Genomic DNA, 25291 nt, shown 5'->3' with positions numbered 1-25291 from the left:
AAACCTATGATCTGTTGCTATTTTAGATACTAAGTTAAACAAGTTATAATGTTAACTTATTATTATACGATTATTGATATAAAATATATATATTTGAAATTAAGTATTTAAATTTTAATCAGATGGAAAGTAAACATACATATAAAAAAATAAATTCAGATATAGAAATAGCTCGTTCCATAAAACTGAAACCTATATCCGAAATAGCGGAAAACATAAATATTCCTGAAAAGGAAATAATACCCTTTGGAAAATATATAGCAAAAGTTCCCCTTGAGCTGGAATCCAAAGAGAAAATAAACAAATCTAATTTAATTTTAGTAACTTCCATAACGCCAACTAAAGCAGGAATAGGAAAAACAACAGTATCCATAGGTTTGGCTTTAGGGCTCAATAAAATTGGTAAAAAAGCAATAGTTGCTTTAAGAGAACCTTCTTTAGGACCTTGTTTTGGTATGAAAGGAGGAGCTGCAGGAGGAGGATATGCACAAGTGCTGCCCATGGAAAATATCAATCTTCATTTTACAGGAGATTTTCATGCTATTACCTCAGCTCATAATATGATCACGGCATTATTGGATAATTATAATTATCAAAACAGAGGCACTACGGAGGTATTAAAAGAAGTGGTTTGGAAGAGAGTATTAGATGTTAATGATCGAAATCTACGCAATATAATTTCCGGATTGGGAGGAAATGCTAACGGCGTGATTCAAGAATCGGGATTTGATATAACCCCTGCTTCAGAAATTATGGCTATACTATGCTTGGCAACGGATATAGATGATTTACGAAGAAGGATTGAAAATATTTTACTGGGTTACAAAACAGATGGTAGCATTTTTACTGTAAAAGATTTGGGTGTTGCAGGAGCTATTACGGTTTTATTAAAGGATGCCTTACTCCCTAACTTAGTACAAACCTCTGAAAATACAGCCGCATTTGTACATGGAGGTCCTTTTGCCAATATAGCTCATGGGTGCAATTCCGTACTGGCAACAAAACTGGCTATGAGTCATGGAGAATATGTAATTACAGAAGCGGGTTTTGGTGCTGATTTGGGTGCTGAAAAATTTTATGATATAAAGTGCAGAAAATCAGGGTTAGAACCTAAACTCACAGTTCTTGTGGCAACGGCTCAAGGATTGAAAATGCACGGAGGAGTTCCTATATCTCATATAAAGGAAGAAAATGTTGACGGAATCGCTCAAGGGCTTCAAAATTTGGAAAAGCATATCGATAATATTAAATCATACGGGCAAACCGTATTAGTTGCTTTTAATAAATATACAAATGATACAGAGAAAGAAATATCTTTAGTAAAAGAATTTTGTCAAAAAAGAGGGGTTGGCTTTGCAATTAATAATGCATTTACAGAGGGAGGAAAAGGAGCAGTAGACCTGGCAGAATTAGTAGTAGAAACGATAGAAAATAGTCCTTCCGAAAAATTGAAATTTATATATAAAGATGAGGATTCTATTAAAGTAAAAATTGAAAAAGTAGCAAAAAAAATATACGGAGCTTCATCGGTAAGTTTTAGTAAACAAGCTTCTCAAAAAATAAAAAAACTGGAAGATAGCGATATGAGTAAATTTCCCGTTTGCATCGCAAAAACTCAATTTTCATTTTCTGCAAATCCTACCGCTTACGGAGTAACTAAAGACTTTGATTTAGAAATTAGGGATTTGGTAATAAACCGAGGAGCGGAATTTATAGTTGTAATTGCAGGAGATATCATGCGTATGCCCGGTTTGCCAAAAAATCCTGCTGCCATGCATATAAATTTGGTTAATGGCTTAGTAGAAGGATTAAGTTAAAAATACAATCATCCAAAAAATTAAATAAAAATAAAACGGAACAAAGAGGTGTGTCATAGAGTGCATACTTCAAATATTTTGACATATAAAATAATTTTTATTTTTAATTATCATTAAACGAATGATGAATATAAACCAACTGTTCTCAGAAAAAAGAACAGGTATACAATATAAATCTACGGATAAACATACAGACGCAAGAAGTGAGTATCAAAGAGATTTTGATCGGGTTATATTTTCAACCTCTTTCAGAAGATTGCAAAACAAAACACAAGTTTTTCCATTGCCGGGAAGCGTCTTTGTACATAATCGGTTGACGCATTCATTAGAAGTGGCTTCAGTGGGCAGATCTCTAGGAAGCGATATTGGAAACTTTATAGCAACAACTTATGCTTCGGAGCTAACAGAACAAAATAAAGAATTATATAGACATAGTCTTTACAATGTAATTTCAACAGCTTGTTTATGTCATGATATTGGTAATCCTGCATTTGGACATTCCGGAGAAGATGCAATTGCCAGTTATTTCCAACGAAATGCTTCTCAATTAAAAGATAAATTTTCAGCATTAGAATGGAGCGATTTTTTAAATTTTGAGGGTAATGCCAATGCCATACGCATCTTGACACAAAAACAAAACGGTAAGTCCGAAGGAGGAGCTATGCTTACGTATTCAACTTTAGCGTCGATTGCTAAATATCCCTGTGAATCCATAGCAAAAGATAAAAATGTAATAGAAAGAAAAAAATTTGGTTTTTTTCAATCCGAAAAAAATACGTTTAAAGACATAGCTCACGAAACGACTATGATTTTGGTACAAGAAAATCCCTTGTGTTATCATAGACATCCCTTTGTTTGGATTGTAGAGGCTGCCGATGATATTTGCTATAACATTATTGATTTGGAAGATGCCCAACGATTAGGATTTATAAATGCTCAAATATGTGAAGAACTTTTGCAACAAATTATTGAAGAAATACACGGTAATAATAAATGGAGCAGAGTGAAGAAAAAATTGGATAGTATTGAAGATAAAAACGATCGTATTTCTTTTCTGCGTGCTGTATCAATCGGTGCATTAATTTCCAGATCAGTGGAATTGTATAAAAAATACTTTGAAGAAATTATAAAAGGTACTTTGCAAACTTCCATATATGACCTAATTCAGCAGGAATGCAAAGCAATTCAAACTATCAAAGAATTTTCCAAAACCCATATATATAATCATCGATCGGTAGTTGAAATTGAAAATGCAGGATATAATGTGATGTATGAATTACTGGATCATTTTATACCGTCAATTTTAAAATCAGAAAAAGAACGTTTAGGATATGAAAAAAGAGCGGTTCAACTCATTCCTAAACAGTTTCTATATGAAGACAAAGGAGATTATGAAAAAGTTTTGGGTATTATTGATTTTGTATCGGGAATGACCGATAATTACGCTACAGATTTATACAGAAAAATTAAGGGAATTGATATAGGCATGACTTTGTAACTGGATATTTAATCAAAATTTAGGTTTAATTCAAAGTGAAGTTCATCGAAGAGTAAATATAGAAGAAGAAAAAGCCTTATTTTTGTATACGTATTATATACAGTACAAAGGATACTATGCAGATATCAGAAGATACGTTAAAAGAATTAGAATTTCAGAAGATTATTGATGAAATAATACCCTTTTGTTATTCAGAAAAGTCAAAGGATTTAGTTGCTCAGCTCAAACCTCTAAAAAAAGAAAAAATTAAAGAAAGTCTTCACTGTGTCAATGAATATTTAGGAAGCTTTTCTAATGAAAATTATATTCCGTTCAGGGAATATGATGATATTGAAACTGAATTAAAAATGCTTCTTATAGAAAATTTTACGTTAGAAGCAAGATCCTTTCATAAAATTAGAAATTTATCTCAATTAGTGAATTCACTAATTGTTCATTTTGAAAAATTTAAAGATTATTTTCCTACTCTACATAAAAATCTCTCACATATTGAATATACCAAAGAGATTATTTTAATGGTAAATAAAATATTCAATCGTTTTGGTGAAGTTAAGAATGATGCAACCGTTACTCTGCAAAATATAAGAGAGCATATCCAGATAATCAGGAAAACTATACAGGAAAATTTTGATAAAACAGTAACCCATTTTTCTCAAACAGGAGTTTTAGATGAAATCAGGGAAAGTGTTATTGATGACCAACGAGTGTTGGCTGTAAAATCGTCTTTTAAAAAATCAGTCAAAGGCAGAGTATTAGGTTTTTCTAAAACCGGTTCGATCTGTTTTATCCTACCGGAATCTGTGATTCAACCCAATGTACGATTAATGGAATTAATCAATCAGGAAAAAAAGGAAATAGAAAAAATTCTTTTTAACCTGACTCAGCAAATGGTTGAATTTTACCCGTTATTAGAAAAATATCAACACTATATATATAAATTAGATGTAATACAGGCAAAAGCAAGATATGCGGAAGCATTAGATGCAGTATTGCCTGAAATTACTGATCAAGCGGAAGTTCATCTGATCAATGCTTATCATCCAATTCTTTTTCTTACAAATAAAAAAGAGAAAAAAACAACGATTCCACAGACACTTACCCTGGACAAAAACATTCGGATTATATGTATTTCAGGTCCGAATGCCGGAGGTAAAAGTATTACACTGAAAACAGTTGGATTGTTGCAGCTCATGATACAAAGTGGTATTTTAATTCCGGTGCATCCTAAATCTAAGGTAGGATTTTTTAATAAAATACTTACCGATATAGGAGATAATCAATCGATTGAAAATCAGTTAAGTACTTATAGTTCTCGATTAAGGAAAATGCAACAAATCATTAAACAAGCCGATGCACATACCTTATTATTGATTGATGAATTTGGAACCGGATCTGATCCTGAATTAGGGGGAGCATTGGCAGAAGCATTTTTGGAATATTTCTATCATAAAAAATCTTTCGGTATTATCACGACTCATTATACCAATATCAAATTGAAGATAGAAGAATTAAGTCATACCAAAAATGCGTCTATGTTATTTAACGAGAAAACTTTGCAACCTATATATAAGTTGGAAGTAGGACAGGTGGGAAGTTCATTTACGTTTGAAGTGGCAGAAAAAAATAAAATACCTAAAGAAATTATTCAAGTTGCCAAGCAAAAAATTGAAAAAGATAAGGTTAATTTAGATAAAACTATAGTACGTTTACAGCAGGAAAAATATCAAGTTGAAAAATTAAAAGGCGATTTAAATAAGAAAATTGATCATTCAGAAGAGAAGAAAAAACAATTGACCGATACGATCAATAATTATAAACAAAAACTGATTAATTTTCAGAAGTTGTATGATGAAGAAACTAAGTTAAATCAACTGGGTCAAAAATTTGAAAAATATATAGACGCATATTCAAGTGGTAAGAAAAAAAGAGATATTATAAAAGACTTTACTAAAATACTGGAACAAGAAAAATATAAAAAAACACAAGTTACTGAAGTTGAAAAAATTCAAACTAAGAAGCAACGAAACAAAGTTAAGACCGAGTTAAAAAAAGAAGAAATAAAAAAGCAATTAGAAGAAACAAAGGCTGAAGAAGTACGAACAACTGCAGATAGAGCAAAAAAATGGATGAAAGAAGGAAAAAGAGTTCGAATTAAAGGCAGCTCCAGTGTTGCTACCATAGATAAAATTGAAGGAGAAACAGCGTTTTTAAATTATGGACTGTTTACAACTAAAATTTCAGTTTATGAAATTGAAAAAGTATAATATAAATTTTAATAAAAATTAATGTAAGACATCTTAAAAATATCTATCCGAAATTTTAAATAAATTTTCTTTTATTTTCAGGAGTAGGAACCATGCAGCTATCTTTTTTTCCGAATAAATGATATCGATATTTGGATACTAAAGAATAAATCCAATCTCTTATAAAAGAAGGGATTAACAGAAAAACAGATAAGAGACTATAGGGAAAACCAAGATTCTGTGCTATTTTTAAAGCAGCTGTACTTTTAGTATAGTACGCTACCTCGGGTTCATATAAAATTATTGATTTAAAATCGGAAGAATCAAGATTTCTTTCCTTTAAAAAATTTTGTCCATATTCGGATTGTAAAGAGGAAAATTTAAATTGATTATGAGTATCTCTCTTAATAATAAATTGAACCGTAGAATTGCAAAGATTACAAACGCCGTCAAATAAAACAATGTATGTTTTCATAAACGATGAGTATGGTTTTGCAAAATTAAAACTTCGTATTCCGGCATTAACTTTATAATAAATTTTTTACAATAAGATTGAAGTTGAGGAAAAAAATCAAGAAAATGCCGTTCAATTTTTTTTTCTTGTAAATATATCTCCTTAATTGAATTACCCATATCAGCAATGCTTTGATTAAATTTGGATTTTTTGGTTAGATGATGCAGCGTCCATTCAATACCTTCATAAGTACTGTATTTTTCAAACCAATCATCTTCAATTAAAGATTTTACAATGGTATCTAATTTTTTTGGAAACAATAGTTCTGTACTTTGAACCAAATCATAACATGAATTTTTGAAATGCTCAAAATCCTCTTCATAAAATAAATGCCAATTTTTTATTAAGAAATAATCATAGATAACATCGGTGATTATAGGGGCAAATTTTCCATACGATTTATGGAAAATACTAGTTGTTTCTTTAACAATAGGATGAGAATCCGTAAATGAATCGATATGCCGATGTAAAAGAATGCCGGTAGCGATAGACTGAGGATAATTTTGATAATCTTTACCCCGAACAACTTCACCCAACACATTACCTAATTGTATATCAGGAATTTGATACGATAGCAATTGATGGGCTACAATGTTCATTGAATATTATCAATTATTCTTTATGGTTTTTATTAATAAATAGGTTTTAAATAATGCCGGGATTTTTATATTTAATTGTGTTATCCCTAAGTAAAATTGAGTATTTTTCCTGCATTTCTTGTTTAATGGAAGGATTCAATTTTAGTGCCATTTTTAAAAATTTTTCACTCTTTTCATAATTCTTCAATAAGAAATAGCAGTTGCTTAGTTGATAATAGAGTTCTGCTCTATGAAAATTCTTAAAACTTTTATGCAATAGTAATGCGGCCTTACTATAATCCCCCAAACTGATGAGTAATTCGGAAAAAGCCAACCAATTATAAAAATGATTGGGTTCAAGCTCAATAATTATTTCAAACGAATCAGAAGCTTCTTCATATTTTCCAAGCTGAATGTTGAGGTAAGCATATTTTTTCCAATAATTAACCTCTTTAGATTCTATATCCAGAGCTTTTTTTATGTAGTGAAGAGCTTCTTCATTATTACCTAAAGAATCATAGATGTCAGAGATTTCATACCAAGCTTTATCAAATTGAGGATCTTCTTTTACTGCTTTTTGAAAAGAGGTAAGCGCTTGTATAGGTTTACGAAGCTTATTATAAGCCTGTCCAATCTTAAAAAGTGTAAAAGCAGCCGTATCGTCAAAATCTAAAGACTCGTTATAAACACTTATCGCTTTTTCCCATTGGTTTAATTTTTCATAACAAAAGGCTTTTTGAGTATATCCGGCAATGCTCTTAGGGTTAATTATAACTGTATAATCAAAAGCAAATAAAGCTTTATCATACCAATTCTGATTTAAATATTGTAATCCCAATTGAAACCAAGCTTCATCGGAATAAGGATTTACATCAATGTATTGATTTAAAAAAGTTATACATTCTCTATGCTGATGTAAAATATCGTAACAATGTATGCAAGAAAATAAGGAATACTCATCGTTTTTGTTATATTCTAATGCTTTTTTAAATGAATTTAAAGCAAACGTGGGCTCCTTAATTTCAAGATATTCATGGCCTAAACAATTATAAATATAATCTTCATCTTCTTCATTTTTTAATGCCGCCTTATAGAAATCAATAGATTTATAAGGAAAATTACGCAAAGACCAATATTTTGCAGTAGCAATTAAGTAATCAGTATCAGCAAAACATAATTCCTTTAATTCTTCGATTAAATCGAAAGCATTATGTAAATCTTCGATTTTAACAAAATATTCGAGCTGTTTAATTTTAATATCAATATTGTTTGGGTATAGAGAAAATGCAATATCAAGAGCTTTAATAGCATATTCAAAATCATAAATCTCCAAGTAGAAAGAAATAATTTCGCAAAACTCATCCGCTTCAAAATAAACGGATTTATTTTCTTCCAACATTTCTTCGAACATATTTACCAGCTCATTGTCAAAAAAATCTTCCACTTAGTTTTTACTTTATTTTTAAATTTATGTAAATATAATTAAAAAAAAAGTATTATAACTATTTGAAATAATTTATTATTCACAAGTATTAAACAAAATTTAAATAATTTAATATAAAAATTCGATTTCTTTGATTCTAAATTTCATAATCCCCTTATTTTCAATTCTAACCTCTAAAAGTCCGTCTTCTTCAACTTTTTGAATAATTCCGTTTTTAATGGATCCGCCTATTTTAAAAGCCAGTACTTTTCCTTTACCAAACAGATATTCATTATAATTGGAAAGAAGATACAAGGGATCATCAAGTAAATGGAAATTATTTTCAAAATCTTTCATTAAACCATGTACTAGATCCGTTAGATTATAATTTTGAGAAGAAAAAGAAAGTAAGGATGAAGCATGAGGAATTCCCGTGAATTCTTTTTGAAGAACATTGATGCCAATTCCTACAATAAACGTGTTTCCTGATTTTTCAATTAAAATACCACAGACTTTTTTTTTATTAATTAAAATATCATTAGGCCATTTAATTAAGGCATCAGTTTTTGTTATTTTTTTTATGAATAAACATACCCGAATAGCTACCCAAAAACTAAGAAAATTATTAGGAATGGAAGGGGTGGTAAGACAAAATGTCAGAGCAATATTTTTACCGGGTTCGAACATCCATTGATGGCCATTAACGCCTCTTCCTTTCGTTTGATTAAAAGAAAATACACCGTGGAAATTAGTTGAATATTGCTTTATATTTTCTCTGACAAAATCGTTAGTAGAACCAATTTTATCAAAATATTCTAATGGCATAAGATTTGACAAATACAATTAAATGATAAAATTATTAAATTATAATTAATATAAGTGATAAATTGATTATTTTTGCATAAATTCATTACATTTTATAAAAGACACATTATACTAGAAATAGAATAGATGACTGATACACAGATCGAAAAAAAAGAATTATTAGAAAATATTATAAAAGGGATAGAAGAAGTTAAAGGATACGATATAACTATTTTGAACTTTACCAAATTAGAAAATACAATTACAGATTATTTTGTCATATGCACGGGGGGAACTAATACTCAAGTTTCCGCAATTTCCAATTCTGTGGAAAGATTCGTAAGAAATAATACTAAAGACAAGCCTTGGCATATTGAAGGAGTTGATAATCAACAATGGGTTTTGATGGATTACGTATCTATAGTTGTTCATATTTTTCAACCCGAATACAGAGAATATTATGATTTAGAAAATTTATGGGGTGATGTGGAAATAACCAGAATTCCTAATCCGGACAAATAAGATCTTATAAATATACATAATCCGATAATTATAAAAAATCAGACTTAATTTTGGAAACAAATAATAAAAATAATAAAAAGAAAAAAGATAACAAACCATTTTCGTTTAATTGGTTTTACGGTATACTTATCATATTTGCTATACTACTAGTATCACAAGAATTTTTAAATTCCGGAAAAGACGTAAAAATAGATTCTGCTAAATTTTTCAGCTACTTAGAAAAAGGTTACGTTAAAAATGTAGTATTTGTTAACGGCTCTTCTGAGGTAAAAGTATATTTGACACAGGAAGCAATGAAGAATCCTGAAGTTTATAACATGGACAATCAAGGATTCAGTCCATTTAAACAACTTTCAGATTCTCCACAATTCTCATTCATAGCAGGAGATAAACAACTTTTTGAAAAAAGATTCAACGAAGACAAAGCAAATTATAATTTAAATACCAATTTAGAATTTGAAAACCCTAGTCAATGGGGAGATGTTTTTATTCAATTATTGTTACCAATTCTTTTCTTTGCACTAATATGGTTTTTCTTATTTCGTAAGATGGCCGGAGGAAGTGCCGGAGGAGGAGGACAAATCTTTAATATCGGTCGCTCCAAAGCTAAACTTTTTGATGAAAACGATAATGTTCGAGTTACATTTAAAGATGTAGCAGGATTGGAAGGAGCAAAAGAAGAAGTAGAAGAAATAGTTGATTTTTTAAAAAATCCTCAAAAATATACCAAATTAGGAGGTAAAATACCTAAAGGTGCTTTATTAGTAGGCCCTCCGGGAACCGGTAAAACCTTATTAGCCAAAGCGGTAGCCGGAGAAGCTAAAGTTCCCTTTTTCTCTTTATCAGGTTCAGACTTTGTAGAAATGTTTGTGGGGGTAGGGGCTTCCAGGGTAAGAGATTTGTTCAGACAAGCTAAGGAAAAATCACCATCAATTATATTTATAGATGAAATTGATGCTATCGGTAGAGCCAGAGGTAAAAACAATATTACCGGATCTAACGATGAAAGAGAAAACACGTTAAATCAGTTGCTAACAGAAATGGATGGTTTTGGAACAAATACCAGCGTTATCGTTTTGGCAGCAACTAACCGAGCAGATATATTAGACAAGGCATTAATGCGTCCGGGCCGTTTTGACAGATCCATTTATGTTGATTTACCGGATTTAAATGAAAGAAAAGAGATTTTTCAAGTTCATTTGAAACCTTTAAAATTAGATGAAGATCTAGATGTCGATTTCTTGGCTAAACAAACTCCCGGATTTAGTGGAGCAGATATTGCCAATGTTTGTAACGAAGCGGCGTTAATAGCAGCACGTAAAGGAAAAGAAAGTGTAGGAAAGCAAGATTTCTTAGATTCTGTGGATAGAATTATCGGAGGTTTGGAGAAAAAGAATAAAGTAATTAAGCCTCATGAGAAAAAGAGAGTTGCTTTTCACGAAGCAGGCCATGCTACCATAAGCTGGATGGTTGAACATGCAGCTCCTTTATTAAAAGTAACTATTGTTCCAAGAGGACGCTCATTAGGAGCAGCTTGGTATCTTCCTGAAGAAAGACAGTTAACAACCACAGAACAAATGTTAGATGAAATATGTGCTACTTTAGGGGGAAGAGCTGCAGAAGAGGTGATATTTAATAATATATCAACCGGAGCTTTGTCCGATTTAGAGCGCGTAACAAAGCAAGCCAATGCGATGGTAACCATTTACGGATTGAGCGATCAAATAGGGAATATTTCTTATTATGATAGCTCAGGCAACGAATATGGTTTTACAAAGCCTTACTCAGAAGTTACTGCTGAAACTATTGACAAAGAAATATCAAAGATCATTGAATCGCAATATAAAAGAGCTGTTCAGATCTTATCAGATAATAAAGATAAATTAACTAGATTAGCTAATAAATTATTAGAAAAAGAAGTAATATTTAAAGAAGATTTAGAAGAAATTTTCGGTAAAAGAAAATTTGATGAAGAAACTTTTTCAGAAGAAATAAATGAGGAAAGCCTTAAAGAAAATGATCAAAATAGTGAATCAAAATCCGAATAATGGCAAGTATTTTGATAAATTCTAAACAACATATAAAATAAAAAGATTTTTATATATTTGATTTGATAATAATTTTGATTTTTAAGTGCTAAAAAGTGAATGGGATTTCTTAACAAAATATTTGGAAAAAAAAACAAAGAAGAAACTACTAATCTGGATTTTTACAATGAAGGAGAAGAAGAAGATGTAGCATTTGCTAGGAAATTTAAAGCAGGAGGAGGGATGTTCTTTTACTGTGAAAATCAGGAAGAATCTTTACATTATTTACAAGAAATACTTAAGAATGAAGATATTAGTGAAGTCCTGTGTGTGGAACCTAAACTAATATCTATGATTAATCAATTAGATTGCAATTATTCAACACAAAGTACAGGCGATCAAGATATTGCCCTCATTAATTGTGAGTACTTAGTAGCTTTGGATGGTTCCATAATGATTTCTTCCGATCAAACCTATCATTTAAAAAAAACGGATTTACCCAAAAAAATTATTGTTTGGGCTACTCCAGGTCAAATCATCTCTTCCTCAAGTGTAGGATTAGCTAAGATAAGATATGCTAAAAAGAATAATATTCCTTCCAATATTACTTCAATACATGGCAATCAAGTACAAGGATTTAGTAGTATATCTACAGCTAAAAAACTATATTTACTTTTAGTTGAAGAATAATTTTTAAAACTGGTGAAAACAATATTTGTCCGTGCCTTATCAGGTCTTGTCTATGTGCTGCTTATTTTTTTATGCACCACTCATTTTCTATCCGACATACTTTATATTTACTTTGACTTAAAAATAAATACCTCCTATTTATTATATGCTTTGCTTACTTTATTTTTATTAGGGTGCAGTTTTGAAACAATAAAGCTTTTAAAATATTCAAATTTCATATATAAACTTCTAACCTTTGTCTTAATAGGAATTGTATATTATACTTTCACTCAAAATTTTTTTAACAGCAGTTTCAGTTTACGGTTACTCTATTGGAGATATATTCTTATTTTAGTTTTATTTTTCCTATCCATTATAACTCTATTTTATTTTTCTGATGAGCTCTATACGGACAGTGCAAAACTCATATTCACAACAGCATATTTAAGTATACCTTTTGGGTTGAGTCTGGCTATACCACGGAGTACCAATCCCTTAACTCCCGAAATATTTTATGTCTTTTTATTACTTTGGATAAGTGACAGCTTTGCTTATTTAATAGGCAGTAAATTCGGTAAACGGAAACTAGCTCCCAAGATTTCACCTAATAAATCTGTTGAAGGGTTAATCGGAGGAATAGTGTCTACCATAATAGCAGGATTAGTTATCGAATATCTGGAGCCGGGTTTACGTGGTAATTGGATTGTAATAAGTATAATTATAGCTATATTTGCACCAATAGGTGATCTGGCCGAATCTAAGCTGAAAAGAAAATTTAAAGTTAAAGATTCCGGAAATTTAATTCCCGGACATGGCGGAGTATTGGATCGATTAGATAGTTTTATCTTTTGCATCCCTGCTATATTTGCCTATTATTTAATAAATACTATTGTATGAGGTTACACAAAGAAGGTAAAACCATTATAGGTATTAGTTTAATAGTAAGCATACTAATAAGTATCCTTTCCATTTATTTTCTTAACTATTGGGGACTTATAATAGCGGTACCGGTTCTGGTATTATCATTTTTTATTGTTTGGTTTTTCAGAAATCCGATAAGAAGCTATGAAGCAAAGGCAAATGAAATTATTGCACCTGTAGATGGAAAGGTGGTAATTGTGAAAGAAGTTTATGAAAAAGAATTTCTTAAAACCAATTGCATCCAAGTATCTATTTTTATGTCTCCTTTAAATGTACACGTTTGCAGATATCCGGTAAGCGGAAAAGTTATATTTAAGAAATACCATCCGGGTAAATTTTTAGTTGCTTGGCATGAAAAATCTTCAGAATTAAACGAACGAACTACAGTTGCTGTAGAAACGGAACAAAAACAAAAAATTCTTTTTAGACAAATTGCAGGAGCAATGGCTCGAAGAATAGTAATTTATTCTCAAATAGGAGATACAGCTCAAGCAGGTAAAGATTTCGGCTTTATAAAATTCGGCTCTAGAATGGATGTGTTTCTTCCTTTAGGAACTGAAATTTTAGTTAAAGTAGGAGATATTATACCTGATGGAGGAGAACGGGTAATAGCCAGATTAACAGAGTAGTACTACTTACTAATTTTCTTACTTAATTTCATAGGCGAATTTTTATCCAAATTTCTATTACATGTATGTAAATAAGAAAAAATATTTGATTAAGAAATCAGATAAAAACAATTGATATAATACCGATCATTTAGAAGTTAATTTTTACATTTGTATCACTTTTAAAATTAAAAATATGGCTAATATATTGGACGGTATTAAATTATCTAAGCAAATAAAACAAGAAATTAAAGAAGAAGTAATCCAATATGTAAACCAAGGCCATCGTCAACCCCACTTATTAGCTGTTCTTGTGGGCGAAAATGCTGCAAGTGTAACCTATGTAAACAATAAAATTAAAGATTGTCAAGCAGTAGGATTTAAATCTTCCTTGTTGAAACTTAAGAGTACTGTAACAGAAGATGAATTACTTGAGGATGTAAAAAAACTTAATGAAACGGAAGGATTGGATGGATTTATAGTTCAATTACCTCTTCCCAAACATATAAATCAAGAAAAAATTATAACGGCTATAGATCCAGATAAAGACGTTGATGGTTTTCATCCCGTAAATTTTGGAAAAATGGCCTTAGAAATTGAAAGTTTTTTACCCGCAACTCCTTACGGAATTATGGAAATGCTGTCCAGATATAACATTCCAACCGAGGGCAAAGAAGTGGTTGTCATTGGCCGAAGCAGAATTGTAGGGCGTCCGATGAGTATTCTTCTAAGCCGAAAAGGAAATCCCGGGGATGCGACGGTTACTTTAGTACATTCTAAAACCATTGATATACCTAAGCATACAAGAAATGCAGATATTATTATAACTGCTTTAGGAGTTCCCCACTTTTTAAAAGCAGACATGATTAAACAAGGAGCGGTAATTGTTGATGTTGGAATTACTAAAGTTGAGGATACCACACACGAAAAAGGGTACTATTTAGCCGGAGATGTTGATTTTGAAGAAGTATCAAAAAAAGCATCTTGGATAACTCCGGTTCCCGGAGGTGTAGGGCCTATGACCAGAGCCATGCTTTTGAAAAATACCCTGTATGCTTACAGCAAAGAAATAAATAATAAAAATGAATAAAAAAAAACAGGTTGTTGAAAAACCAACAACCTGTAAATAAAGAGCAATTAATTAGTGAGTAATTTGTATTCGAATTTCGGATATCCTCTTCGTCCATCCTTATCCGTCATATTTAAAAATTTGAGTTTAAATAAATTGCCTTTAGAATCCTTAAGAACATAAAACCGATCCGTAAATACCTTAGCCCCTCCATACGTTGTTCTCCAACTGGACCCGATAACTCTGTGATCATTATAAACGAATTTAGTATAATCTACTTTTTCCTTAGTAAAATCTTCGTAACTTCCCACATCAGATATATTTGCTTGATAGGCTCCGGTGTTATTCATCGTATTTATGGTCACAAAATCAGAAAAAGTATACGTACCATGTCCTTTATTTTCATTTATGAAAACTGTAAAGCATAGATCCCACAAGTTTTTGGCAGGCTGAACTTTGACGATGCCAACGGATAAACTTAAATAAGAAAAATGATACTCTTTATCCTTTTTAACTATCATTTCTTTATGCGTTGTATCATTTATATCTGCAAATTGAATTTTATAACTATTAGAATCATTACGAAGAACCCTAATTTTTTTCCATCCTCTGTGTTCTCCTACAACCTTTAAATCATTCGTGTTCCCTGTAAATACTGAATACCCCATATTGACAAGATACACATGATTTTCTTCATCTTTTTCGCTTATTTCATCAATGGCGGTGCGCTCCAAATAATTTCCCATAATATCATCAACATACTGCACATTATCCGCTTGAAAATTACCTACCGTTACTACCGATTTCATAGAAGCGATATCAGATTCTTTCACTTCATCTATCGAAGTAGTATTCAATTTACCAGCAGCCATTAACGTAGAATTATTTAAAATAACACGGAATTTATCCCCACCATAAAATCCAAAATCCCAAGAATCCCTTTGATTTACATTCATACGGTTTTGATCCAGATCAACCCAAACTTGATTAGGTTCGGTAGGGCCGCCAACGGGAACATCTAAAGTAGCTCCCGGTTGAGGAACCACGATAGGACTATCATCTTCTTTACAATTTAAAAGAACAACAAAAGAAATAAGTATAGGTAAAAAATATTTTTTCATCATTTATATATTAAAATTAAAACCAAGTTTAGCGAAGTATGATCTACCATAAAATAAATTGATACTTTTTACAGGTCCGTCGTGAGCTCCTGCTTGTGCAGCAGTAGTATTTACTTTCTTAACATCAAAAATATTTCTTACCCCTGCCGTAAGTTCAATAAATTTGTTAAACAATGATTTCCTAACCGAAAAATCTAATAAATTAAAATCATCTTGTTTTCCCAAGTAATAAGAATCAGTTTTAGAATCTAATACATAAGAAGATTCTTTTCCGTTATATTTATAAAAAAGAGAAAAAGTAGTATCCCATTTCTTAATAGTATAGTTAACATTGGAGTTTAATTGAAAGGTATACAGATAATCATTATCAGGAGTTGTAATAGTAATGCCGTTGATATTGTCTTCTAACGTTCGAGAAACTCCAAAATAAGAAGCATTCAGGTTAAAATGAAAATTTTGAATTCTCATATTTGAATTGAATTGTAATCCCCATGTTTTGAACTTATCCACATTCAAATATTTATATTCTAACGGTTGCATATTAACCGTTGCAAGTTCAATTTTGTCTTTTAGATTAATATACAACGTACTTAGCGTGATATCACCTTTAAAATTATCTTTAGATTTAAATTTCTGATTCCAATAAATGGAACTGGAATATCCTTTTTCGGGAACTAAATTTTCATTTCCCTGTACATTATGATTAGTATCTACAAAATACGTATACAATTCGTCAAAATTTGGAGTTCGATTGGTAGAAGTAACTTCCGTACGAAAATTAGAATTAGGAGATAGTTGATATTTCATAGCCAGTGAATAAGAATACTGATTATCAAATTTTGTATTAAAACTGGCTCGGAATCCGGGTTTTAAATATAGGTCCGGGTTCGCTTTGATTTCAGCAGATCCAAATACATCATAATTGTCTAAATGTTTTTTCAAATCTTCTTGAAAGCCGGAAGTGTTCATTCCTCCAATCGAACTGGAATTCGCAGACCTTAATCCTTCAATAAAATTAAATTCATAGCCAATTTGATAAGATAATATTTTACTAAGGGAAGGAGAACTAAAAGTTCCGCGAGTGTACCAGGCATCAGTTCCGGCATATTTTTTATAGGCATCTTTCTTTCCAAAAACCTCTCTCATACCAATATCGTACGTATAATCCCTGCTTTTTCTACTTTGTTTTTGATAAGAAAAATCCCCGTTATAAGTTAGATAATTGAAAAGTTTGGTACTTAAAAAAAGATGATGTAGCCAACGATCTGTTTTAAAATTTCGATCCTTAGAAGCATAAGTAAAAAGACCACCTTCAGACAATGCCCTGTAATCAACGATAGGATTATAATAATTAGTCAACTCATTTAAGAATTGTAAATTATAAAAAGCATTAAAATCAGTAGTTTTATAATGAATAAGAGCATTAGAGTTCCATTGTTCCTTAGGAAGCCATTCATATCCTCTATTACCATCATTTTCATAATATCTCTTACCCTTTTTGTTTCCGAAAAAACCTTTAAAATCATTACGATTTGCTCCTAAAGATAAGAACCATTTATCTGATAAAGAATGAGAAATATCTAACGATTGAATATGTCTGCCCTGTTCTTTCCAATCATACTCTTTACCTACCGTTTCCTCTTGTACATAACCGGAAACTTTCCATTGGGAATTGATTTTTTTACGGGTTATGATATTGACAATTCCCGTCAGAGAATTAGAACCGTAATCCGTACCCATACTCCCTCTCACAATCTCGATCCGTTCCACATTATCTAAATTAATTTTGGTTAAATCAACATTGGAGCCCATTCCATAATCACTCACCATAGGAATGTTATCTATCAATACTTTAAAATATTGACCATCCAAACCGAAAAGAGAAGCTTCAGAATCCCCGTTTTTACTGTTGGGTAGAGTATTAAAATTAAGATAATAACTTAAAATGTCCGATATATTGGATGCTGCTCTGTTTTTAATATCTTCTTGGGATATGACCTCAACTTGATATATGGATTTATCAACACTTTGTTGATGATATTGACCTGTTACCACAATTTCATCAATATCCTTTACTTTATTTTTTTTGTCATTATTCTCTTGAGAATAAGATAAATTACTTAAAATCAGAGATATATATAATAAAAAGAACTTATTGGAGCTATTCTTTTTCATAGTTTTTTTAGCAAAAGTAAAAATAATTTAGAATAAATCTAAATATTATTGAGAATAAATCTAAATAATAATTATATTTGCCCTAAATAAAAATAGAATAAAAACTTAAATCTATTGATTATGAAAAGGACTATACTGCTTATAGTATGGTTTATGGTGCAAGTTACCGTACATGCTCAAGAAAAAAATATCGCTCTTTCCTTAGGCTCTTCTTATACCCAACAAGTATATTTTCAATTGGGTTCTAATAATCAAATCACCCTGCCCACAACTGATTGGGACTTAGCTTTTCTAAGAAAAGATGCCAGAAGTTTTGCTACACGCGTGAATGATGCACGCATTAAAGTTTATGAAGCAGCAAATGCAGCTTCAGATTGGAATACTATTGATGTATCTAAGAAACAACAATGGAAAAAATTATATAATAGCGAGGTTAAATGGGAAAAAGGAGCGTTCGATAACGGTTCGGCAACCTACGGATGGGGAGAATATTTTATGCCCACCCATCATGTAGTAGGTTCTATCATATTTGTATTAGAATATGACGATGGAACTCTTATGAAATTTATGATTGAAGATTATTTTAAAGGATATACTTGTAAATATGCCATTTGGGAGGGAACGTCATGGACTTCAGATCAATCCTTTACTGTCTTAAATTCTACAGGTGAAGGAAAAATGTTTAACTATTATTCATTGAAAATTAATAAATTGGTAGATACAATTCCTTTAGATTCAGATTGGGATTTGCTTTTTACAAAATATACTTCGTTCTATAAAAACATAGATTATGTTTCTGTAACAGGAGCATTACAAAATACTCACGTTGCCGTTGCTAAGAAATTAGAAGGCGACCAAACTGAACTCCAAAATGAAAATTTTAAAAAAGAGATTAATACCATAGGAGACCGATGGAAGGAATTATCCGGTTATTCATACATAATTCCAAAAAATAAATATTACGTTAAAACAGAAAAAGATCAAACAACGAGCTTATATGAATTATGGTTTACTGATTTTGGAGGAGCAGCTACAGGAATTATCAATTTCACGTATAAAAAAATAAATAACTTAGGAATAGAAGAATTGACAGATCATTCCTCCTTTACGGTTTATCCTAATCCAATAGTAAATAAAACGGCTACCTTACTATATGATATTAAAAATTCCAATGCAAATAAAGCAGAATTATCCTTATATAGCTTAAGTGGTAAGAAAATGTACGAAGATAAAATCTTAGGACAAGCCGGTTTTTATTCAAAAGAATTGAATTTATCTGCCTTAACACCCGGAATTTACATTCTCGTATTCAAAGTAGGTGATCATAAAGCGACTAAAAAAATCATTATCAAATAAACGTTTATCAAAGAAAAAATCAGGCTTACATAAATATTATGAAAATGAAAAAAAAGAAGCTCTTATTGAGTATAGTAGTGTGTCTATTAGTATTACTAATGGCAAGTTGGATCATTTGGAATAAAACTGCCTCACCAACAAAAGTAGCTTTAGTAAACTTTCAAAAATTTCAAACCACCAGTCTCATTCAATCCAATAAAGACCCCTTCATTCAATACGAAGAAGTCTCTTTAGAAGATTTATCTAAATTAAAAAAGTACGACTTTATTTTAGGATTCGGTATGGGAATGAAAGCATCTGCGGAAGAAAGGGAGCAGCTAAAAAAAATTATGCAAGACGGTAAACCCTTTTATATATACCGCGCAACCAATCCCGAAAATAATCTGTGCAATTTAGACAGCACCCGGATGAAAGCGGTAGAAGCATTTATGGATAGTGGAAACAAAAAAAATTATCAAAGCCTTGCCAGATATATACGTAAAAATATAGATAAAAAGATTTTTTTTGTTACGGAACCAAGCCCTATAGTTGAGACTGCAGAAGATGTATTGTATCATTTAGATGAAGACTTGGCTTTTAAAAATGTAAATGAATACGAAAATTACTTAAAGAAAAATAATTTTTATATAGAGGGCGCGCCTAAAGTGGTCATTTTGGGTGGTTTAAATGATCCCTATAGTGGAAATAGAGATAACTTAGACAGCTTACTCGTTTCTTTACAAAAGAAAGGATTTAATGTATATCCCATATCCTCCACATTTGAGAGATTGGAATTTTTAAAGGAAATTCAACCGGATGCAGTTATACATTTCGCACACGGAAGATTAGCGCTGGGAAAAGCAGAAGAAGCAGTTAACTGGTTAAAACAAAGAAATATTCCCGTATTTACGCCACTTACCATATTAAAAACTAAAGAAGAATGGCTTAAAGATCCCATGGGAATGATGGGAGGTTTCCTCTCACAAAGTGTAGTAATGCCTGAATTGGACGGATCTATATATCCATACGTTTTAAATACCCAAGAATTAACAGATAACAATCTTTATTTATTTAAAACAGTGCCCGAAAGACTCCAAAATTTTGTACAAATTATTCACAATTTTGTAGAGTTAAAACATAAAAAAAATGAAGATAAAAAAATAGCTGTCTACTATTATAAAGGACCGGGTAAAGAATCTTTAACCGCACAAGGACTGGAAACCGTTCCTTCACTTTATAATTTTTTAAAACGATTAAAAAAGGAAGGATATAAAGTAGATAATTTACCCGAAAATATACAAGATTTTGAAAAAATCTTGATGACCCAAGGTTCTGTAATGAGTACTTACGCCCAAGGAGCTTTTGATGAATACTTGAAAAATGGCAATCCCGAATTGATTGATAAAACAACGTATGAAAACTGGGCAAAAAAAACACTTACCCCCGAAAAATATGCCGAAGTTACAGCGGTTTACGGAGAAGCTCCGGGTAATTACATGAGTAAAAATATAGGTGAAAAATCGTATTTAGCGGTTTCACGTGTTCAATTCGGAAATATTGTACTACTACCTCAACCTATGGCAGGATTGGGAGATGATACCTTTGCCATAATCCATGGAGCAAAAACAGCTCCACCTCATACTTATATTGGGTCGTATCTTTGGGTACAGCACGGATTCCAAGCCGATGCGTTGATTCATTTTGGAACTCATGGAAGTCTTGAGTTTACCCCTCAAAAACAAATTGCTCTGAGTAATGAAGATTGGCCGGACAGACTAGTAGGAACCTTGCCACATTTTTATTATTATACCATAGGAAATATCGGAGAAAGTATGATGGCTAAAAGACGTTCCTACGCCACCTTACTATCTTATTTAACTCCTGCATTTATGGAGAGCCAAACCCGTTCTCAGTTTAAAGAATTGCAAGATAAGATACAATATTACTATAAATCTGAAGAATCCAATCAGCCGTTAGTATCCCTTGAAGTAAAGAAAATAGCGGTAAAAATGGGATTGCACAGAGATTTACGTTTAGATAGTATAGCAACAAAACCTTATAATTTAGAGGAGATAGAAAGAATAGAAAATTTTGCCGAAGAAATTTCCAATGAGAAAATGTCCGGACATCTTTATACTTCCGGTATACCTTATACTAAAGATAAAATCATTTCAACCGTTCAGGCAATGAGTACAGATCCGATTGCTTATAGTCTGGCCGCCTTGGATAAACAAAGAGGAAAAGTAACCGAAAAACAACTCAAAAATAAAGTATACTTTAAACAAAGATATTTAGACTCAGCCAAAAATATAGTTAATCAAATTTTATCAGGTAAAGAAGCAAGTCCTACATTTATTTGCAGCGTTGCCGGAATTGATGAAAAAGAATTGGAACAATCTAAAATGATTATTTCTCCTCCAAAAAGAACGTTTAAAAAAAGTTCTAAAAGTACTGCAGGCAAACCTTCTAAAATGGATAATTCTCCAGGTCATTCCAAAAATACCTCTTCGCAACAAGTTGCACATACAGCTCCAAAGGAATCAGAGAAAAAGCCTATGCATGGAATGGCAGGTAAAAAGATAACTTATACCAAAGAGCAAAAATCAAGAGCGAGAGCCATTGTTGAAATAGAAAGAACTATCACCAACATAAAAAAATACGAAAAAAGTTTAGAAGAAAGTCCGGAGTTGGAATTTAAAGCATTAGTCAATGCACTATCCGGAGGCTATGTTGAACCTTCTTCAGGAGGAGATGCTGTGGCGAATCCGAACGGAGTTCCGACAGGTAGAAATTTGTATTCCATTAATGCAGAGTCCACCCCTACCGAAATAGCATGGGACAGAGGAAAGGAACTTGTTAATGCAACTTTGGCACAATACAAAGCAAAGCATGGAACGTATCCTAAAAAAGTGAATTATACCTTTTGGAGCAGTGAATTTATTGAAAGCGAAGGAACAACCATAGCGCAAGTTTTATATATGCTGGGAGTTGAACCGGTTCGCGATGCCTTCGGAAGAGTATCCGATTTACAACTAATTGAATCCAAAGATTTAGGAAGACCGAGAATTGATGTAGTGGTGCAAACTTCAGGACAATTTAGAGATCTGGCAGCCTCCCGTTTGGCATTACTATCCCGAGCTGTGGAAATGGCAGCATCTACAAAAGATTCCAACTATGAAAATCTAGTAGCTCAAAGCACTCTGGACATAGAAAAAAGTTTAGTCGATGAAGGAGTACCTCCTCAAGAAGCTCGTCAGATTTCAACGCAACGAATATTCGGAGGAGTTAACGGAATGTATGGAACAGGAATTCAAGAAATGGTAACCAGCGGAGATAAATGGGAAGATGAAAAAGAAATAGCAGAAACCTATATAAATAATATGGGGGCAATATATGGCAGTGATAAAAATTGGGGTGATTTTCACAAGGGATTGCTAAAAGCTGTACTAAAAAATACGGATATGGTTGTTCATCCAAGACAAAGCAATACCTGGGGAGCTTTAAGTCTAGATCATGTATACGAGTTTATGGGAGGAATGAATTTAGCCATTCGCAATGTTACAGGCAAAGATCCCGATGCCTATTTTGCAGACTACAGAAATCATACTAATTTCAAAATACAGGAATTGAAAGAAGCTATAGGAGTAGAAGCTCGTACCACCATCTTCAATCCGGCCTATATTAAAGAGAAGATGAAAGGGGGAGCATCCAGCGCCGCCGATATAACAGAGGTTATAACCAATACCTACGGTTGGAATGTAATGAAGCCCGATGTGATCGATAATGAAATGTGGGATCAGATTTATGATACCTATGTAACTGATAAAACTAATTTAGGAACCAAAGAATTTTTCAAAAAAGTTAGTCCGGCAGCATTGGAAGAAATTACAGCGATCATGCTCGAAACCTCAAGAAAAGGGATGTGGAAAGCTACTGAAGAGCAAATAAAACAAACGGCTCTCGTACATACACAAGTTGTGAAAGAATTTGGACATTCAGGAGCAGGATTTTCCGGAAATAATAAAAAACTCCAAGATTATATTTCAAACCAAGTTACACCTCAGCAATCTACAGAATATAAGCAACAAGTAACTAAAATGAAAATAGGAGAATCCTCATCAGATGCTAAAGAGGGGATGGTTTTGAAAAAAGAAGAAGTTTCCAAAGGGGGTAATAAATCAGAAAAAACAGCAGTTAACGGAGTAATTATAGTTACAGTTATCAGCATTGTTGCCCTTTCACTACTACTGTATATACGGAAAAGAAGAAAAAACAGCTAAGATAAAGAATAGTACTTTATGGAACTCATCATACATTTATTAATGGCTCTTATCCTAGTAAATAGTATTATAAAGCTAAGTTTTTGGAAAATAGGGCAAATAGCCTTAATGATGCTAGTATACACAGTCTATATACTTTTAATTTATCCCTTAGCCATTAAGCAATCTAAAACACAGATTGAAGATTTTTTAGCTGATCATGTGATGATGCAAAACATGTCCGTACTGGTTACGGTAGAATCGGCGGTATGTTTTGCTTTTTGTTTTGCAGCATTAATGGGACAGTTTGGAAGTAAAAAACATAAGATAGTTCGATTAATATTAAAATATTATCCGGGAATATTGCCTTTTTTAGTTTTATTTTATGGATTGACTCAAGCCGCATTTACCTTTACCGGTTTCCACTTTTTAACCATGGCAATCCTTTACGCATCAATCGTTATCTTATGTATGGTTTTAGCAGTCATAGCGCTTAAAAAACTGATTCCAGAATTTGATTTAAGACTTGAAATACATTTTATGGTGAGCTTAATCATTTGTATACTAGGACTCATAACAACTGTTGATGGAAAAATAGTATATAAAACATCAGAGGAAACCATAAATGTTAACTATATACTTTTATCGATGGGACTATTCATTTTCTTTTTTCTAATAGGATTTTTAGGAAATAAAATTAAATGGAGGTTAACTAAATGGAAAAATTGTTAAACACTAAAAGAAAAAATTAAAATAACTAATAAATATGGAAATTATATCAAAAGTATTATTCTGGGTAGCGAATAGTTTATTAATTCCCGATATCATCATCTTACTAATATTATTCGCTCGTTCATTGCTTCTTTTAGGAAGCTTTTACAATCAATTTATCGTTAAAAGGAATAACGATAAAAAGATAAATCCGGTTATTGAAAACCTTACTCAAGAAAAATTAAAAGATTTACGAGCAACCTTGCCTTCAAAAAACAATTCCTTATATATAAAATATTTAAGGACATTATTGGAAAATACCACCCATGAAGCCTATGCCGATTATACCATTTCCAATTTTGAAAATGAAGTAGATAAAGACCTTTCCTTATCAAAAATGCTTGCAAAACTCGGGCCTGTCTTAGGCTTAATCGGTACCCTGATAGCCATGAGTCCTGCACTGGTTGGACTGTCTTCCGGGGATATTTCCGGTATGGCGTATAACATGCAAGTAGTTTTTGCTACAACCGTAGTGGGATTGGTAGTAAGCGCAATCGGGTTAGTAACTTTACAAGTTAAACAACGATGGTATGCAAAAGAAGTTAACAATTTAGATTATGTAGCAAGAGTAGTAACGGGTAATGTAAATTAAGGATGAAAAGACGAAGAAGAATTAACAGATTTCTAAAAGAAGAAGATACCGATCCGCTTAGTGTTATCGTAAACCTATTTGATGTAGCCATGGTTTTTGCCGTAGCCCTTATGGTTGCCATGGTTATGAATTTAAATATGGGTGAAGTATTTTCCAATGAAGATTTTACCGTTGTTAAAAATCCGGGAAAAGAAGACATGGAAATAATAACCAAAGAAGGAAATAAAATAAATAAGTATACCCCATCCCAAGAGAAATCCACAGGTAAAAAAGGGAAAAAAGTGGGGATAGCTTATGAACTGGAAAATGGAGAAATAATATACGTACCCGAGAAATAGTTCCGAA

General features: G+C 31.9%; 20 protein-coding genes. 14 read left to right on the top strand and 6 right to left on the bottom strand.

Annotation, left to right across the window (positions count from 1 at the left end):
• The first annotated feature begins 149 nt into the window (after positions 1–149).
• The 3 genes from G8C41_RS06645 (at position 150) to G8C41_RS06635 (ending at position 5579) form a co-directional block, all read left to right on the top strand.
• The gene (locus G8C41_RS06645; protein WP_166007700.1) at positions 150–1817 is read left to right on the top strand and encodes a formate--tetrahydrofolate ligase; all 1668 of its coding nucleotides are present in this window, start codon (positions 150–152) and stop codon (positions 1815–1817) included.
• 124 nt (positions 1818–1941) lie between these two features.
• On the top strand, positions 1942–3315 hold the full coding sequence (dgt, locus tag G8C41_RS06640; RefSeq protein WP_166007698.1) for a dGTP triphosphohydrolase: 1374 nt from the start codon (positions 1942–1944) through the stop codon (positions 3313–3315).
• A 116-nt stretch (positions 3316–3431) separates the two neighbouring features.
• Complete coding sequence (locus tag G8C41_RS06635) at positions 3432–5579, top strand: endonuclease MutS2 (protein WP_166006828.1); 2148 nt, start codon at positions 3432–3434, stop codon at positions 5577–5579.
• Positions 5580–5634: 55 nt separating this feature from the next.
• On the opposite strand, the gene G8C41_RS06630 is transcribed toward G8C41_RS06635, so the two are convergent.
• The 4 genes from G8C41_RS06630 to G8C41_RS06615 form a co-directional block, all read right to left on the bottom strand.
• Positions 5635–6033 carry a thiol-disulfide oxidoreductase DCC family protein gene (locus tag G8C41_RS06630; RefSeq protein WP_166006826.1) on the bottom strand — a complete coding sequence of 133 codons (399 nt, stop codon included), beginning with the start codon at positions 6031–6033 and terminating at the stop codon, positions 5635–5637.
• Entirely contained in the window at positions 6030–6671 is a 642-nt protein-coding gene (locus tag G8C41_RS06625) for an ACP phosphodiesterase (protein WP_166006824.1), read from the bottom strand. Before G8C41_RS06625 ends, G8C41_RS06630 begins: the two co-directional genes overlap by 4 nt.
• Before the next feature lie 46 nt (positions 6672–6717).
• Positions 6718–8094 (bottom strand): tetratricopeptide repeat protein, encoded by a 1377-nt coding sequence (locus tag G8C41_RS06620; RefSeq protein WP_160543017.1) that lies wholly within the window; start codon positions 8092–8094, stop codon positions 6718–6720.
• 108 nt (positions 8095–8202) lie between these two features.
• Positions 8203–8898 (bottom strand): biotin--[acetyl-CoA-carboxylase] ligase, encoded by a 696-nt coding sequence (locus G8C41_RS06615; protein WP_160543018.1) that lies wholly within the window; start codon positions 8896–8898, stop codon positions 8203–8205.
• Between the two features lie 126 nt (positions 8899–9024).
• Between G8C41_RS06615 and rsfS the strand changes: the two genes are divergently transcribed.
• The 6 genes from rsfS to G8C41_RS06585 all read left to right on the top strand — a co-directional run bounded on the left by rsfS (position 9025) and on the right by G8C41_RS06585 (position 14714).
• On the top strand, positions 9025–9399 hold the full coding sequence (gene rsfS / locus G8C41_RS06610; protein WP_166006822.1) for a ribosome silencing factor: 375 nt from the start codon (positions 9025–9027) through the stop codon (positions 9397–9399).
• Between the two features lie 50 nt (positions 9400–9449).
• Positions 9450–11447 carry an ATP-dependent zinc metalloprotease FtsH gene (gene ftsH / locus G8C41_RS06605; protein ID WP_185149857.1) on the top strand — a complete coding sequence of 666 codons (1998 nt, stop codon included), beginning with the start codon at positions 9450–9452 and terminating at the stop codon, positions 11445–11447.
• A 99-nt stretch (positions 11448–11546) separates the two neighbouring features.
• The gene (locus tag G8C41_RS06600) at positions 11547–12116 is read left to right on the top strand and encodes a hypothetical protein (protein WP_160568292.1); all 570 of its coding nucleotides are present in this window, start codon (positions 11547–11549) and stop codon (positions 12114–12116) included.
• A gap of 12 nt (positions 12117–12128) precedes the next feature.
• Positions 12129–12992, top strand: a complete 864-nt coding sequence (locus G8C41_RS06595; protein ID WP_166006820.1) for a phosphatidate cytidylyltransferase — start codon at positions 12129–12131, stop codon at positions 12990–12992.
• Positions 12989–13645, top strand: a complete 657-nt coding sequence (locus G8C41_RS06590) for a phosphatidylserine decarboxylase family protein (RefSeq protein ID WP_166006818.1) — start codon at positions 12989–12991, stop codon at positions 13643–13645. The genes G8C41_RS06595 and G8C41_RS06590 overlap by 4 nt, the downstream gene beginning before the upstream one ends.
• 175 nt (positions 13646–13820) lie before the next feature.
• Complete coding sequence (locus G8C41_RS06585; RefSeq protein WP_166006816.1) at positions 13821–14714, top strand: bifunctional 5,10-methylenetetrahydrofolate dehydrogenase/5,10-methenyltetrahydrofolate cyclohydrolase; 894 nt, start codon at positions 13821–13823, stop codon at positions 14712–14714.
• A 47-nt stretch (positions 14715–14761) separates the two neighbouring features.
• On the opposite strand, the gene G8C41_RS06580 is transcribed toward G8C41_RS06585, so the two are convergent.
• Together G8C41_RS06580 and G8C41_RS06575 are read right to left on the bottom strand one after the other, a co-directional pair.
• On the bottom strand, positions 14762–15817 hold the full coding sequence (locus tag G8C41_RS06580) for an HmuY family protein (RefSeq protein ID WP_166006814.1): 1056 nt from the start codon (positions 15815–15817) through the stop codon (positions 14762–14764).
• Positions 15818–17989, bottom strand: coding sequence for a TonB-dependent receptor plug domain-containing protein (locus tag G8C41_RS06575; RefSeq protein WP_166006812.1), 2172 nt, complete (start codon positions 17987–17989; stop codon positions 15818–15820).
• 120 nt (positions 17990–18109) lie between these two features.
• On the opposite strand from G8C41_RS06575, the gene G8C41_RS06570 reads away from it, so the two are divergent.
• From G8C41_RS06570 to G8C41_RS06550, 5 genes are read left to right on the top strand one after another with little or no spacing between them, the layout of a single operon-like run.
• On the top strand, positions 18110–19345 hold the full coding sequence (locus tag G8C41_RS06570; protein ID WP_166006810.1) for a T9SS type A sorting domain-containing protein: 1236 nt from the start codon (positions 18110–18112) through the stop codon (positions 19343–19345).
• 44 nt (positions 19346–19389) lie between these two features.
• A complete protein-coding gene (locus tag G8C41_RS06565; protein ID WP_166006808.1) occupies positions 19390–23604 on the top strand; it encodes a cobaltochelatase subunit CobN in 4215 nt (1404 codons plus the stop codon).
• Positions 23605–23622: 18 nt separating this feature from the next.
• On the top strand, positions 23623–24315 hold the full coding sequence (locus tag G8C41_RS06560; protein WP_166006806.1) for a hypothetical protein: 693 nt from the start codon (positions 23623–23625) through the stop codon (positions 24313–24315).
• Positions 24316–24349: 34 nt separating this feature from the next.
• Positions 24350–24946 (top strand): MotA/TolQ/ExbB proton channel family protein, encoded by a 597-nt coding sequence (locus tag G8C41_RS06555; RefSeq protein WP_166006804.1) that lies wholly within the window; start codon positions 24350–24352, stop codon positions 24944–24946.
• A gap of 2 nt (positions 24947–24948) precedes the next feature.
• Positions 24949–25284: a DUF2149 domain-containing protein gene (locus tag G8C41_RS06550; protein WP_105296926.1), complete on the top strand. Its 336-nt coding sequence runs from the start codon at positions 24949–24951 to the stop codon at positions 25282–25284.
• Positions 25285–25291: the final 7 nt, after the last annotated feature.

The sequence above is a fragment of the Apibacter sp. B3706 genome (assembly GCF_011082725.1).
Taxonomy (GTDB): domain Bacteria; phylum Bacteroidota; class Bacteroidia; order Flavobacteriales; family Weeksellaceae; genus Apibacter.
The sequence above is the reverse complement of the archived record's forward strand: the minus strand, read 5'-3'. Positions and strand labels throughout refer to the sequence as shown.